Below are 13,664 nucleotides of genomic sequence, written 5' to 3' on the forward strand. Positions count from 1 at the left end.
CTTTTGTGATCCACAACCCCGTCCTGCGCGGCTTCGAACCCGACCCCGTGATCCTCCGCGTCGGCGACGACTTCTACATCGCCACCTCCACCTTCGAGTGGTACCCGGGCGTTCGGATCCACCACTCAAGGGACCTGGTCAACTGGCGGTCGCTGGGCGGGGTTCTGGACGGCACGCGTCTGCTCGACCTCAAAGGTGTCCCCGACTCCGGTGGCGTCTGGGCGCCCGGACTGTCCTACGCGGACGGTCTGTTCCACCTCGTCTTCACGGTCGTCGACACCTACGCGGAGGGTTGGAAGGACCTCCCCAACTACGTCACCACGGCAGCCTCGATCGGCGGGCCATGGTCCGACCCGGTCCCGCTGCACGGCCGCGGCTTCGACATTTCGCTCTTCCATGACGATGACGGCGACGGCCGCAGTTGGCTGCTGAACATGCGGTTCGACTGGCGTCCGGACCGCGAGGGCTTCGCAGGGATCGAGATCCAGGAGTACGACCGCGAGAACCGGGTCCTGCTCGGTGAACCCCGCACCATCTCCACCGGAACCTCCGCCGGGGTCGCCGAGGGCCCGCACCTCTACCGGCGCGACGGCTGGTACTACCTGGTGCACGCGGAGGGCGGCACGGGCTACGAGCATGGCGCCGCCGTGGCCCGCTCCCGTGACCTGCTCGGCCCGTACGAACCCGACCCGAACGGGCCCCTGCTCACCTCCCGCGACGACCCGTCCCTGGAACTGCAGAAGGCCGGGCACTGCTCCCTCGTCGAGACGGCGACGGGCCAGTGGTACGCCGCCCACATCGTCGCCCGCCCCCACACACGGCGGGGCCGGTGTGTACTCGGCCGGGAGACAGCGCTGCAGCCGGTGACCTGGACCGACGACGGCTGGCCCCGGATCGCCGGAGCCGCCCCTGCCGTCACGGTACCGGCACCCGCGCTGCGCTCCGCGCCCGTTCCCGCACCACCGGCGAACGATCGCTTCGAAGCCCCTGTCCTCGGCTCCGACTGGTCCACCCTGCGCCGCCCGGTCGGCGACGACTGGATCGAGACGGCGCCGGGGCGGCTGCGCATCCGGGGCGGCCAGTCGCCGGTGGGCCGCCGCGCGCCGAGTCTGCTCGCCCGGCGAGTGACCGCCCCACGCTGCTTCTTCGAGACCAGCCTGACCTTCTCACCCCGTACCGCCGACCACCTGGCCGGTCTGACCGCCTACTACAACACCCGCAACTGGCACTATCTGTACGTCACCGCCGAGGATGACGGATCCCCCGTCCTGCGCGCGCTGAGCTGCGAGGCCGGCCGTCTTGCGCCACACGAGCCGGTGGTTCCGCTGGAGCCCGCACGCCCGGTCGTCCTGCGCGCCGACATCGACGTGCCCGTCCTGCGCTTCTCGTACGACACCGGTTCGGGGGCCCAGGTGCTGCCGGTCGAACTCGATGTCACCGTGCTCTCGGACGAGCACGCCGACGAGTTCCACGACGGGCAGCTGCGCGTTCTCGGGTTCACCGGCGCCATGCTGGGGCTGTGGGCGCAGGACCTCGACGGCGCCGGTGTCCACGCGGACTTCGCCTACGCCACCTACCGGACCTCCCAGGACGGCCCCGCATGACGACGATCGACCTGGGACGCGTCCGTCTCTTCTGCACCGCGTTCGGCCCCGACCGGGTGACGCCACTGCTCCTGGTGCACGGTTGGGGTGGAGACGGCCGCGAGTGGTCCGCGCACGCCGAGGCGCTGGCCGACCGGTTCTGGGTGATCGTCCCCGACCTGCGCGGACACGGCCGCTCGGGAGTACCCGCCGAAGGCAACACCCCGGTGGAGATGGCCGACGACCTCGCCGCGCTCCTTCGTCACCTGGGCACCGGGCCGGCGATCACCGTCGGTCACTCCATGGGCGGCCAGGTCGCCAACCTGCTCGCGGTACGGCATCCGGAACTCGTCGGCTCGGTCGTCGCCCTCGATCCGGCGCACGGCGCGCACGGCGCGGAAGTGGAGGGGATCCCGGCCCGGCTGGCGGAGTACAAGGAGTACGGGGCCCGCGCGGCAGCCGGGTTCGTCGCCGGTGCCTTCTCGGCGAGTGCTCCGGCCGGACTACGCACGGCTCATGTCCGCACCGTGCTCGGCACGCCGGACCACGTCATCGCCCAGGCGTACGCCGGCATGTACACCGACCCCGACGCGGTCGGTGTCCGCCCGCACAGCGAGGCGTACCTGCGCCACCGTGCGCAGCCCGCGCTTACCGTCTGGACCTCGGCGGAAGCGGCCGTCTGGGAACGCGGCACCCTGCACGTCCCCGGTTCCCGCGTCGACCACTGGCCCGACAGCGGGCACTACCTGCACGAGGAACACCCCGAACGGACCGTGCGCCTGGTCGAGGACTGGGCGCTGGGCAGTCCAGAGCCCGATTGACGAGTGCAAGGTCCCTCCACCGGCTCCCCGTCCAGAAGCTGTCGAGTATGGACATCACGGGCGGATTCAACCGGCCGCTCACGCGGCGGCATGCACTATTCCAGGGCGGACCACTCATCGCACGGGGCGGCTCTTTCGGCCCGTCGTCGGGGTCGATCACAATCCTGCTGCCAGGGACCTGGGCGGCGACCAGAGCGGCTGAAGCGACGGCTTCCACCCCGTCACCGCTATCCACCCGCGTGCCGGAATCCGCGACACGCTGGAGTGCCTTCTGCAGCACCTCGATGATCTGCTCAGGAGAGCACCTCTCCAGCTCGTCGACAAAGTCTGCGGCGAGGTCACTGTCGAATGGGCCGGTTCCCCACGTTCCCATGCTCGGCTCCTGGTATCGCTGGTCGTTGGCTGAGGCAGCACGCCAGCAGCCACGGACAGTGGTCATTAAGCAAGGAGTACTCGCTTGCGCAGGAGAGCGAATCCGGCGCGGCCGAACATCTGGCGCTTGAGCATCTTGATCCTTTTAGGTTGACGTGGCTTTCGACGACGCCGGAGTTCCAGGGGGTAGAAAGCCCGGCGGTGACCGCATCCATGTCTCGCTCGAGGCCGCTGGCGAAGGTGTGAAGGCTGGGGAGATCGTCGGCGCGAACAGCCGTGATCCACTCGGCGATCTGCTCGCCGTCGCGCTGGGTGAGCATGCGGGCGAAGGCACGGATGTGCCCGGCGAGGGCTTCCAGCTCGGGGCAGTTGACGAGCGCGGCCTTCAGCCGGATCCGGTGATCCTCCTGAAGAGTGTCGGGGTGGGTGAGCAGCCAGCCGGAGACCGTCCTCACCGAGGGCGGCCCGACGGCCGGGGGACGCGGGTTCGCCCGTAACGGACGCAGAAACTGACTTCGGCTCGTCAGGGTGACGCTGGTTCTTCGAGGGCCAGGCCGGTGCCCGCTATGAAGCCGTCGAGGATGCCGGACCGGTACTGAAGGCGCTTGAGCCGGTTGCGTACGAGTGCTTCGAGCCGGTCGAGGACGACGGCGAGGTTGGCCAGGCTGCGCTTGACGTGCGCCCATACCCACTCGACCGGGTTGAGGTCGGGTGAGTAGGCGGGCAGCAGGAATACCGTCAGCCACTCACGCTCGGCGATCAGCTCGCCCATGGCGCGGGAGACGTGGGTGTCCAGACGGTCCCACACCAGCACGATGGGCGCCTTGACGAGCTGGTGGACGCCGTCGATCAGCGCGATGAAGTCGCGCTCGCCCATGCTGCGACGTTTGCCTTTGCCCGCGCGGTGGGTGCGCAGGCGGTGGCACAGCCGGGTCCGGGAGCCGGGCCGCATGGCGATCAGCCCGGCCACGGACAGTCGGCCCGAACGTCGTCCGCTCACCGCCACCTGTGGGGTGTGGCCGCGGCGGCCCCAGGTGTGTCCCCTGGGCGGCCGGCGGGTGAAGCCTGCCTCGTCCTCGAAGCAGATGTAGCCCCCGCAGGCCGCCCGGGCTCGTTTACCTCCGTCCAGGTCGCCTCCTTCCACGCGGTGACGGCCTGCTCGTCGCGCTCGGCGACCCGCCGTGCGGGGACCTGCGGGCTGAAGCCGAGCCGGTGCATCAGCCTCGTGGCACCCGAGACGCTGTAGGAGACGTGAAACTTCCTGCCGATCAGCGTGGCCACCCTCGCCGCGGTCCACACCTGGTCCTCCGTCCAGCCATGCGCGGCCGGGCCCTGCTCGAGATACCTGGCGAGCTTTTCCAGACAGCGAGGCGACAGGCGACACCGGCCCCCGCTCGGTCCTCGCGAAAGCAGCTCGTCGGCACCGCCTTGCCGCCACAACTGCTGCCACTGGTAAGCCGACTTCAGACTCACACGCAGCTGCCGGGCCACCTCGGGCGGTTTGACCTGCTGCGCGAACAGCTCCGCCGCCTGTATCCGCACCGCTTCCCGACGCCGCCGTGCCGCAGGCGTCAGCCCGCCCCCATCCGCGTATCTCACACGCCACGGACTACCGACAACATCACACCCACATCGGCAAGTTCAGCAAACATCACCCTAACGAGCCGAGATCAGTAATCGCGGACAGCGCCGTAGCCGCTTCGGTAACCGCGCTCCGTGATCTCCTCCCACAGATGCGAGGCGTTGGTGCAGCCTTCCTCCCATCGCGGGTGGAGGTACGGCTTGAACGTATCGAGTTTGGTCCCGGTCAGCAGCCCGGCCCGCGAACTCCGGGGCTTCACCAAGGTGACCCTCGCCCCGGGCGAGAGCACCACCGTCGTGATCGCCCTCGACCGGCGTGCCTTCGCCTACTGGGACATCACCCGCGACGACTGGACCGTGGCCGCGGGCGAGTACCGGGTGCAATTCGGCGAGAACGCGCACGACGTCGTGGCGTCCGCCTCGCTGGAACTCGCCGGCGACCTGCTGGCCAAGCCACTCACCCTGGACTCCACCGTCGGCGAGTGGTTCGGCCACCCGACCGTCGGCCCGGCCCTCACCGACGCCATGACGGCCGGGATGACTGAGGAGCAGGCCGCCGCCGCCGAGAACGAGGACGCCATGCGCATGGTCGCCTCCATGCCCGTGCGCCAGTTCCTCGGCTTCCTGCCGACTCCGCTGCCGGACGAGTTCCTGGGCCAGCTCATGGGCATGAGCCGCACCCCGTCGTGATCGCTGCCGGAGCCCTCGTCCTCGCCTGCCGCCGCGATGTGCCGTTCGGCGGCAGGCAGGAGTCCTGCACTCGCCCCGGTAGACGGGGCGTGCCTGTGGTCAGGGCCCTGCGTACGGCCGGGAGGCCAGCCGGACTGGTGAACACACTCGACGGCGCCCGAACGCCCGGCACGGTACCGCAGCGCCGGATGCGCTCCGGGCCGCCCGCCCCGACGCTGATCCTCCTCACTATGCCGGGAAGGCCGCGACGGCCACCAGGTGGTCGCAGGTCGTGCGCTGCGTATCGAAATCTCCCCGGATCTGCGCAGCGGAGACCCGACCGCCGACCGGCTCCTCGTCTCGCGGTTTGCTCCGTTCTCCAGGTCCTCCGTGACAGGCAGCCTTCGCCCCGTCGCGACGCCCGGTGCACCCTCTCGGCCTCGCTCGACCGGGGCGATTCCGACGGGCCTGCCGCCCGCGCCGTTTCTCTTCCCCACAGGAGCGTTCTCGGATGCGCGGGATACTGAGAGGGAAGTGACCTCCCGCGCAGGGGCCAACACGAACACCTTGGGGTGCGTATGCTTCCGCAGACCCAGCCCGAAACCGGGGGCGGCGGTCGGTGGCCTCCGGCCACGCTGGTCGTGAGCATGCTCGGAGAGGTCGTGAGCTGGTCGAGGGGCGCCTAGACGCTGCTCGGTCACCGAGCCGAGGAGACCGTCGGTCTCGACGTCTCGAAGGTGCTGTCGGATCCGCCCACCTGGTCCGCCATGCTTGCCCACGCCGATGACCTCTCCGACGGGACGATCGCGGTACTGCGGCGGCGCGGCGGCGACGAGGTCCGTGTTCTCCTGTCCGTCGTGCCACTGACGGAAGGCGACACCTTCCTGGTCGTGGCGTTTCCGGTGGCGCACGGCGCGGTCGCCTTCGATGAGCTGGAGATGGCGGACCGTACCCGGCTGAGCGTGATGCGCGAGGCGTCGGCGCGGATCGGCAAGTCCCTGGACTTCGTGACGACCGCGCAGGACCTGGTCGACGTGCTCGTTCCAGCACTGGGGGACATGAGCTGCGTGACGCTGGCCGAATCCGTCCTCACCGGAGACGAGCCACCGTCGGTCTTCCAGAACGACGTGTTCATGCGCATGCTGGCGACCAAGCACGCTCTCGGCCCCTGGCCGCCTGGCCTGCTCCAGGCAGGGGAGGCGTGGCCGCCCTTGCCCGCGCGAGCGGAGTTCGAGTCCTCGTTCGAGGGCAAGGCCATCGTCTACGACGCCCGGCAGGCCTCGGCCATGCTGGGCGATGACCCTCGGCTGGTGGCCCAGCTGGTGCCGCCCGGCATGAGGCAGGCCATGACCGCTCCGCTGTTCGCCCGCGGGGTCGCGGTGGGCGCGGTGACCGTGTACCGCACCTGGGACACGCGTCCTTTCTCCGAGGCGGACAAGGAGCTGACGGTGGAGGTCGCCACCCGTGCCGGTCTGGCGATCGACAACGCACGCCGCTTCACCCGCGAGCGCCGGACGGCCGTCGAGCTCCAGCACAGTCTGCTTCCGCCTTCGGGCACGAACACCGCTGCCGCCGAGACGGCCGGCGCCTACCGGGAGACCGGGGGCGACGTCTGCGTCGGCGGTGACTGGTTCGACGCGATCCCGCTGTCCTCGATGCGTATCGCGCTGGTGGTGGGCGACGTGATCGGGCACGGTATCGGTGCCGCGGCGACCATGGCGCGGCTGCGCACGGCGGTGCAGACCCTCTCCGACCTCGACATAGCTCCGGACGAGCTGTTGCTACGCCTCGACGACCTGGTCCAGCGCCTCGCCGGCGAGGCCCAGCATCCCGATGTCGTGGGGGCGTCCTGCTTGTACGCCGTCCACGACCCCGTCAGCCAGATCTGTCTCCTGGCCAACGCGGGACACCCGCCACCCATCGTGGTGCGTCCGGACGATACGGCGCACTACGTCCATGTCGATCCGGGCCCACCGCTCGGTGTCGGTGGCATGCCGTTCAAGCTGACCCGGCTGCCGCTGCCCGCCGGCAGCGTCCTGGTCTTCTACACCGACGGGGTGCTGGGCCCCGACCGTGATCCGCAGGAATGGCTGCATCGGGTGACCTCCGCCTTCCGTCCCGAGCGGAGCCTCGCGGAGATCACCCGCGAGCTGGTCTACGGGCCCACGGTCATCCGTGACGACGCCACGGTGCTTCTCGCCCGGCTGCACGCCATACCGGCAGCGAGTACGGCCACCTGGACGTTCCCCGCCGACGCCGCGGCGGTGGCCCGCGCCCGCGAGGCGGTGGTCGGTCAGCTCTCCGCGTGGGGACTGGACGACCTCTCCTTCACCACCGAGCTCATCGCCAGCGAGCTCGTCACCAACGCGATCCGCCATGCCCGCAGTTCGGCCGACCTGCGTCTGATCCGTGACCGCGTCCTGGTGTGCGAGGTCGCCGACACCAGCAACACCCAACCTCGGCTGCGTCATGCCCGCTCGATGGACGAAGGCGGCCGCGGTCTGTTCCTCATCGCCCACGTCTGCAGCCGCTGGGGAAGTCGTTACGGCCTGTCGGGCAAGACGATCTGGACCGAGCAGCCGATCGTGGGGGCGTAACCGGCAGCACGGGCGCCGACGAATCCACGAGCCGTGCCGGCTCAGGCATGGGCCCCGGTGTGCGGTCTCCTCGCCGTAGTCGTTCCAGCAGTTGTCCATCCGTGAGGTCGGACTCGGACACGGAGTGACCGATCCGGTCACACGCGGCCTCAGAGCAGCGGCGCACCGCCCGTTCGGTGATCGGGTGTGCGTCGCGCCGAGCGATCCATGTCACAACCACACCCGACAGCGGATTCAAGTCGAACGACTTTTTCGAGTGATGAAGTCTATCGAACAAGGATATGCCGCATCACCGGGATCGGCGACGCCTGCCACTCCGCGCGTTCGCGTCCCTGTCCGCAGAGCTCCTCGCGCGACCCCTCTCCCAGGAAGGGCGGCCCTACCCATGCGTCTGTTCGTGAATGAACCGGTCGAGCGGATGGAGCGGCCCTATGCCCAGCGCTGGTGGGCACTGCCTCTCCACGACACACCCATGCCAGTGCGACACGCCGATCAACATCACGCGAAAAAGACCCGACAAGGTCACACGAAGGGTGGGGAGATCAAAAGAGCAGGTTTGGTCCACCTCAGAGCACAAGGTGGCCGCTTTCAAGGTTCAGGCAAGATTTTCGTGGAGCGTGACAGAGCGTCATCTACCTGGCATCGTCGTCTAAGTGTGACGAGCTTCTGAATATAGCGTTTCAGCACCTGAAGACGGTGCTGGTGGAGCGGTTGTTTGTCGAGGGTGGCACGGTGCACGTCACCGCGCGTACTCGGGACGACCTCGTGGTGGACTGCCCCGGCTCTGGTACGGCCGCGCATCGTGTCCACAGCCGTACCAGCGGCACCTTGCCGATACCGCCGTCGCCGGGCGGCCCGTCGTTATTGACCTGTCGGTTCGCCGCCTCGTCTGCGATCAGCCGGCTTGCCTGCGCCGTACCTTCGTTGAACAGGCCGAGGGCCTGACCGTCCGCTAAGGCCGGAGAACCCCGCCACTGCACCGCCTGCTGGTGGCGATCGCGTTGGCCCTGGCCGGGCGGGCCGGAGCCCGTATGGCGGCGGTGCTTGCGGTGGCAGTCAGCCGGGTGACGCTGCTCAGCATGCTGATGGCTCTGCCCGACCCGCCCGCGACCAACGCAGCGTCCAGTCCGCTGGTGCTGGGGGTGGACGACTTCGCCTTCCGCAAGGGCCGGACCTACGGCACCGTCCTGGTCGACGTCGACTCCTCGGCGGTGATCGATCTGCTTCCCGACCGTTCGTCCGACACTCTCGTCGCGTGGCTGACCGCGCACCCCGGCGCCGAGGTCATCTGCCGTGATCGCGACAGCAGCTGCAGCCTCGCTGCGACCACGGCCTGCCCAGATGCGGTGCAAGTTGCTGATCGATGGCATTTACTTCAGGGCTTGTCCCGGGCGGTCGAGCGGGTCTGTCACCAGCACCGCAGCTGCCTGAAGAAGCACGCAGAGCGGGGCCAGGGGCGTCCCGTTCAGCTGCCGGTGCTTGATGCCCTGCCTCCGACGTTGATCGTCCAGCGTGTCCTGAAGCGGCACGTGGAGATCAACCGCGTGGTCAATATCGGCTACCCGGTCAGGGAGATCGCCCGCCGCCTGGGCCTGGACCGCAAGGCCGTGCGCCACTACCGTGACATCGACCTCGACACCCAGCTCGCCTCCGCCCGCGACCGCCGCAGCGTCCCCCTCGACCGCTTCAAGCCCTTCCTGCAGGCCGAGTTCGCTGCCGGCCCACGAGCGGCAAGGAGTTATTTCAACGCCTGCGCGAGCAGGGCTACCGGGGCGGCTACTCCACCATCACCCGATACCTCCGCACCGTGTGGGTCGGCACCGCGCCCCCATCCCCCGCCGAGATACCAAGTCCACGCCGGATCACCGGCTGGATCATGCAGGCCCGCGAGAGCCTGTCACCACGCAGCGCCGCAGGGCTGGACGAGGTACGGCTCGCCTGCCCGGACATCACCGCAGCCTGCGACTTCGCCCGCGCGTTCACCGACCTGCTCCGACATCGCCGAGGCTCCCTGTTGGAGGACTGGATACGCCAGGCCGAACGAACCGCACCGCCGCCCATCAAGGGCTTCGCGGGGTTCCTGCGCCAGGACCTCGACGCCGTACTGGCCGGACTGACCCTGCACTACAGCTCCGGCATCGTCGAAGGGCACGTCAAGTAGTGCTGCTCGAACTCGCGCAGGGCGTGGAGCAGATGGTGCTGGTTCCGGATCAGGGTGCGGTCCAGCAGCTCGCGTCGGCAGGTCTGCCCCCACCGTTCCATGAGCGCGTTCATGCGCGGCATCCGGATCCCGCTGAGTACGACCTCGATCCCCGCATCCGGCGCTGTCACGTTGTTGGGTGGGTAGGTGTCTGATGGTGCGTCGTGGTGTGGTGGAGCCCGGTTCCGGGCTGTGCTCAGGCCGTGGTGGAGGGGTAGGCGGCGCCGGTGATCTGCTCCCAGATTGCGAAGCGGACGGTCATCTCGGCTCGGTAGCGGTGTGCGGACAGCCGGTGGCGTCGGGGTCGGAAGTGGGGTGAGATGCCGCTGAACGCGGACAGGAACCGCTGGGCTGCGCCGGTGCCGCGGAAGCCTTTCATCGCGCGTTCGCGCTGCCTTGTCGGCTGGTGGCTGTTCTCCGCCCGGTTGTCCAGCCCTTTGTGGGAGCGGTGCTCGACGGAGGGCATGACCTCGCGGTGGGCCGCGCCGTAGGAGCGGAGCTTGTCGGTGACGATCACCCGCGGCACCGTGCGGGTCTTCTTCGTCAGCCTGCGCAAGAAGCGCCTGGCCGCGGCCTTGTCCCGGCGGCTCTGTACCAGGATGTCCAGGACGTTGCCGTCCTGGTCGACCGCCCGCCACAGGTACTTCTGTTCCCCATTGATCTTGATGAAGACCTCGTCCAAGTGCCACTTGTCACCAGGTCGGGGCCGGCGGCGGCGCAGCGAATCGGCGTACCGCTGACCGAACTTGGCGCACCAGCGGCGCACCGTCTCGTAGGAGAGGACGATCCCGCGCTCGAGCATCAGCTCCTCGACCTCGGGGAACGACAGCGGGAAGCGGTGATACAGCCACACGCAGTGGGAGATGACCTCGACCGGGTATCGGTGCCCCTTGTACGACGGAGCCACGGCCCCCACGGAACAGCCCCCTCCAACACGATCAACCAGAAGATCATCCCACCCGCTCAGCCAACGTGACAGCGCCCGGCAGAGGGCTCGGCCCGGCAGAACGCCGGCGCCTCCGGAAGGTTCGGCCTGCGTCGTAGAGGCCGTAATTCAGGTTCGAACCTCGTAGAACTACCGGTACCGGGGGGACGATGCAGCCCCGATGCTTGTCGGCGTGGACGCACGACGGCGGACATGACACATCGGTGGCACGGACCGCCTGCCTGCACAAGCAGTCGTTCCCGATCCCACGCGGCAACAACTCGTTCGTCACCGGCCCATCAGACCAAGCCGGGAAACGCCCCCCGTTCATTGGACGGCCCACCGGCCAGAACAGGCCAGCCGCACTCGGGCCTGTCGAGTATTCCTACCCAGTCCGGAGCACACATGATCAGGCGAATCACGCTATGCACAAGAAGACACAGGACAACCAGGAATTCTGCTGCCCTGACGCTCCTCATGGCTCTCTTGGCCATCGCATTCCTCCAGTTCCCCCTGGGAACCACGAAGGCGCACGCCGCAAACCAGAACTGTCCGGGAGGCTCTACTTCGGGACAAGGATCATCGAACTGTTCCAACCTTCACAACGCGGGCCTGCTGACCCAGAGGTCCTTCCCGCAGTCGCTGTACCGCGGTGACTCCAGAACGCCGTACACGATCTTCAGCACCGGGTTCGGCGCGCGTGGGGGCAACAACAACCTCGTCTCGCATGTCCAAGGCGACCGGGCCGGCAACAGCAATTACATTTCGACCACCGGGACGCTCGGCACCGCAGCGACATTCGCGCAGAGCCAGGGGCTGCGCAACCTGGACAGTGCTGCCCGAGCGCACTGTGCGCAGGTGAGAGCTACGAACGACGCGAGGCGGGGGTGGGTCTCGAGAATTTTCCCGTCGAACTGCAATGGACAGGCGCTGATGCGGGCCGAGAGCTACGTCTATGAGATAGACCCCAGGTTGGCCAGGAATGCATTGTACGTGCCCGATGAGATTCGCGGGAACGCAAATCTCTACAACCAGTACGCATCCCAGGACGAATGGGCTTACGTCCATCGGATTCCGCGCGAGGCGATCCGGGGGGTCCGCGTCTATCGTATGACCGCTCGAGCTAACGGAGACGTACTTGACCTGCGTACCCGGACGTTCACCTACGACCGGTACATAATAAATCCCCACTATGCGACCGTGACCATAAACTACAACCCCGGTTACGACCCGAATTCCCACTTCACCTATTCCTCGAACCTGAATATTGCAGCACCACCAGCGAATCCGTACACCCGAGGTTGCAGCGCGATCACCCGGTGCAGAGGTGGCGGAAGCTGATGACGCGAGAAGTAGGAGAACCAACGTCCGAAGGCGAAGGGAATTGCATTGTGAAGAAGAACAAGCGAAGAGCAGTGGTCCGGACCGGCGCCTCATCTCAATGGCGCATACGCGGCGGTCTCCTCGCCACCCTGGCCCTGCTGGCCGCCAGCACGCTGACCTTCGCCGCTCCAGCGCGGGCCGACGAGAACGCGGTGTGGGAGCAGGTGGGGGCCCTCGCCGACCACGAAGGCGCCATCGCTGCTTTCGAGGATCCCAACATCGGGCCGGTGATCATCTTCCCGAAGGACCACACCGGAGACATCGACCACCTGCAGCCGCCGCCGAACTGGACGGACTCCTCCGGGAACACACCCACCAGCTGGCCCACGCCCACCACCGCGAAGAGCCAGCTCTTCACCCTCGACGACATCAGCCAGCTCATCAGCGCGGCCTACGAAGTGGTGCAACCCGAGGGTGACCTGACGTACGACCTCTTCGTGACCTACGACGGGCCGACCGACCGGGTGGTGGTGCAGACGAACGCCCCGTCCGCGGTGACAGACCCCCTGGCCCACGAGCATTCCGGTGAACTCGTCATCGACGGGACCACGTCCGACCTATCTGAGGTCGCCAAGTGCAATCCGGCGCGCGGTCCTCTCGCGTCGGGGTACCTCTCAGACCCCCTGACCCAGCTGAAAGAGCTGGCCGACTTCAACTGTGCGCTGTCGTACTTCAACGATGCCAACATCGGGCCGGTGGTCATCTTCCCGAAGGACTACGTCGGTGACATCGACAACCTTCCAACACCGGCGGACTGGACCGACGCCGGCGGAGAGGCGCCGAGCAACTGGCCCACCGCCACCACCGCGCGCAGTGTCCAGTTCACCACCGCCAAGGTGAAGGAGGTCAGCGAAGCCGCCTACGCGCGGCTGGCGCCCAACGGTGACAACGCCTTCAACACGTTCGTCTACTACGACGGCGAGAGCGACCGGCTCGTGGTGGTCACCGCCGCTCCGTCCTCGGTAACCGCTCCACTGCTCAGCGACTATCCCGACATGATCACGGTCAAGCCCAGCCCGAGCAACAACGTGCGGCTGATCAACGTCAACAGCGGCAAGGCCCTCAACGCGGCGGACTGCGGTACCGCCGACGGAACAGGGATCAACCAGTGGGCTTCGATCGACAACACCTGTCAGCAGTGGCAGTTCGCCCCTACGAGCGACGGCCACTACACCATCACCAACGTCAACAGCGGCAAGGCCCTGGAGAACTATCACTGCGGAACATGGAATGGCGCGCTGATGGCCCTGTCACCTTCCGCCGACAACGACTGCCAGAAGTGGGACTTCGCCGAGGTCGACGGCCACTACACCATTACTAACGTGAAGAACAGCCTGGCCATCGACGTGCAGAACTGCGCGACGAACGACGGCGCTCTGGTCCGCCAGTGGACCTCGCTCGGCAACACCTGCCAGAAGTGGGACATCGTGCTCGCCAACGGGTGATCGCTCGACGTCCGTAGGCGCGACGGTCCGTCGGCTCCACCGACGAACCGTCGCGCAAGGCCGAGGTCAGCGGGCTTCTCGCCTGGCA

The 13,664-nt window shown here is 67.9% G+C and carries 12 protein-coding genes and 2 pseudogenes; 8 read left to right on the top strand and 6 right to left on the bottom strand.

Features of this window, described 5'->3' with window-relative positions:
* Positions 1-5 precede the first annotated feature (5 nt).
* Entirely contained in the window at positions 6-1,604 is a 1,599-nt protein-coding gene (locus P1P75_RS01730) for a glycoside hydrolase family 43 protein (RefSeq protein WP_119580265.1), read from the top strand.
* Entirely contained in the window at positions 1,601-2,404 is an 804-nt protein-coding gene (locus tag P1P75_RS01735) for an alpha/beta fold hydrolase (protein WP_119580264.1), read from the top strand. Before P1P75_RS01730 ends, P1P75_RS01735 begins: the two co-directional genes overlap by 4 nt.
* Before the next feature lie 223 nt (positions 2,405-2,627).
* Here P1P75_RS01735 and P1P75_RS41940 read toward each other — a convergent pair.
* The 4 genes and pseudogenes from P1P75_RS41940 to P1P75_RS01750 form a co-directional block, all read right to left on the bottom strand.
* Positions 2,628-2,843: pseudogene (locus tag P1P75_RS41940) on the bottom strand (DUF4259 domain-containing protein); the annotation flags it as partial.
* A complete protein-coding gene (locus P1P75_RS01740) occupies positions 2,743-3,231 on the bottom strand; it encodes a transposase (protein ID WP_162948091.1) in 489 nt (162 codons plus the stop codon). The pseudogene P1P75_RS41940 and the gene P1P75_RS01740, both read right to left, overlap by 101 nt.
* Positions 3,232-3,299: 68 nt before the next feature.
* On the bottom strand, positions 3,300-3,863 hold the full coding sequence (locus tag P1P75_RS01745) for a transposase (protein WP_119580274.1): 564 nt from the start codon (positions 3,861-3,863) through the stop codon (positions 3,300-3,302).
* Complete coding sequence (locus P1P75_RS01750; RefSeq protein ID WP_276145706.1) at positions 3,773-4,318, bottom strand: winged helix-turn-helix domain-containing protein; 546 nt, start codon at positions 4,316-4,318, stop codon at positions 3,773-3,775. The genes P1P75_RS01745 and P1P75_RS01750 overlap by 91 nt, the downstream gene beginning before the upstream one ends.
* A 240-nt stretch (positions 4,319-4,558) precedes the next feature.
* Between P1P75_RS01750 and P1P75_RS01755 the strand changes: the two genes are divergently transcribed.
* The 4 genes and pseudogenes from P1P75_RS01755 to P1P75_RS01765 all read left to right on the top strand — a co-directional run bounded on the left by P1P75_RS01755 (position 4,559) and on the right by P1P75_RS01765 (position 9,784).
* Positions 4,559-5,047: a fibronectin type III-like domain-contianing protein gene (locus P1P75_RS01755; RefSeq protein ID WP_240439284.1), complete on the top strand. Its 489-nt coding sequence runs from the start codon at positions 4,559-4,561 to the stop codon at positions 5,045-5,047.
* A 746-nt stretch (positions 5,048-5,793) separates the two neighbouring features.
* A complete protein-coding gene (locus tag P1P75_RS01760; protein ID WP_162948090.1) occupies positions 5,794-7,623 on the top strand; it encodes a SpoIIE family protein phosphatase in 1,830 nt (609 codons plus the stop codon).
* A 1,085-nt stretch (positions 7,624-8,708) separates the two neighbouring features.
* Positions 8,709-9,056, top strand: a pseudogene (locus P1P75_RS41945) (transposase); the annotation flags it as partial.
* 374 nt (positions 9,057-9,430) lie between these two features.
* Positions 9,431-9,784, top strand: a complete 354-nt coding sequence (locus tag P1P75_RS01765; RefSeq protein ID WP_240439283.1) for a transposase — start codon at positions 9,431-9,433, stop codon at positions 9,782-9,784.
* Here P1P75_RS01765 and P1P75_RS01770 read toward each other — a convergent pair.
* Both P1P75_RS01770 and P1P75_RS01775 read right to left on the bottom strand, forming a co-directional pair.
* Positions 9,748-9,954 (bottom strand): transposase, encoded by a 207-nt coding sequence (locus P1P75_RS01770; protein WP_240439282.1) that lies wholly within the window; start codon positions 9,952-9,954, stop codon positions 9,748-9,750. The genes P1P75_RS01765 and P1P75_RS01770 overlap by 37 nt on opposite strands.
* A gap of 65 nt (positions 9,955-10,019) precedes the next feature.
* Entirely contained in the window at positions 10,020-10,739 is a 720-nt protein-coding gene (locus P1P75_RS01775) for an IS6 family transposase (RefSeq protein ID WP_319251137.1), read from the bottom strand.
* A 486-nt stretch (positions 10,740-11,225) separates the two neighbouring features.
* Here P1P75_RS01775 and P1P75_RS01780 point away from each other — a divergent pair, with 486 nt between their 5' ends.
* Both P1P75_RS01780 and P1P75_RS01785 read left to right on the top strand, forming a co-directional pair.
* Positions 11,226-12,089, top strand: a complete 864-nt coding sequence (locus P1P75_RS01780) for a hypothetical protein (RefSeq protein WP_319251139.1) — start codon at positions 11,226-11,228, stop codon at positions 12,087-12,089.
* A gap of 50 nt (positions 12,090-12,139) precedes the next feature.
* Positions 12,140-13,576, top strand: coding sequence for an RICIN domain-containing protein (locus P1P75_RS01785; protein ID WP_319251141.1), 1,437 nt, complete (start codon positions 12,140-12,142; stop codon positions 13,574-13,576).
* Positions 13,577-13,664: the final 88 nt, after the last annotated feature.

Origin of the sequence: Streptomyces sp. ID05-39B, assembly GCF_033794725.1 — a bacterium.
Classification (GTDB): Bacteria; Actinomycetota; Actinomycetes; order Streptomycetales; family Streptomycetaceae; genus Streptomyces; species Streptomyces bobili.

Coding starts and splice junctions, on each gene's coding strand:
- P1P75_RS01760 (WP_162948090.1), top strand. CDS start 5,794: ATGCTTGCCCACGCCGATGACCTCTCCGACGGGACGATCGCGGTACTG.
- P1P75_RS01735 (WP_119580264.1), top strand. CDS start 1,601: ATGACGACGATCGACCTGGGACGCGTCCGTCTCTTCTGCACCGCGTTC.
- P1P75_RS01780 (WP_319251139.1), top strand. CDS start 11,226: ATGGCTCTCTTGGCCATCGCATTCCTCCAGTTCCCCCTGGGAACCACG.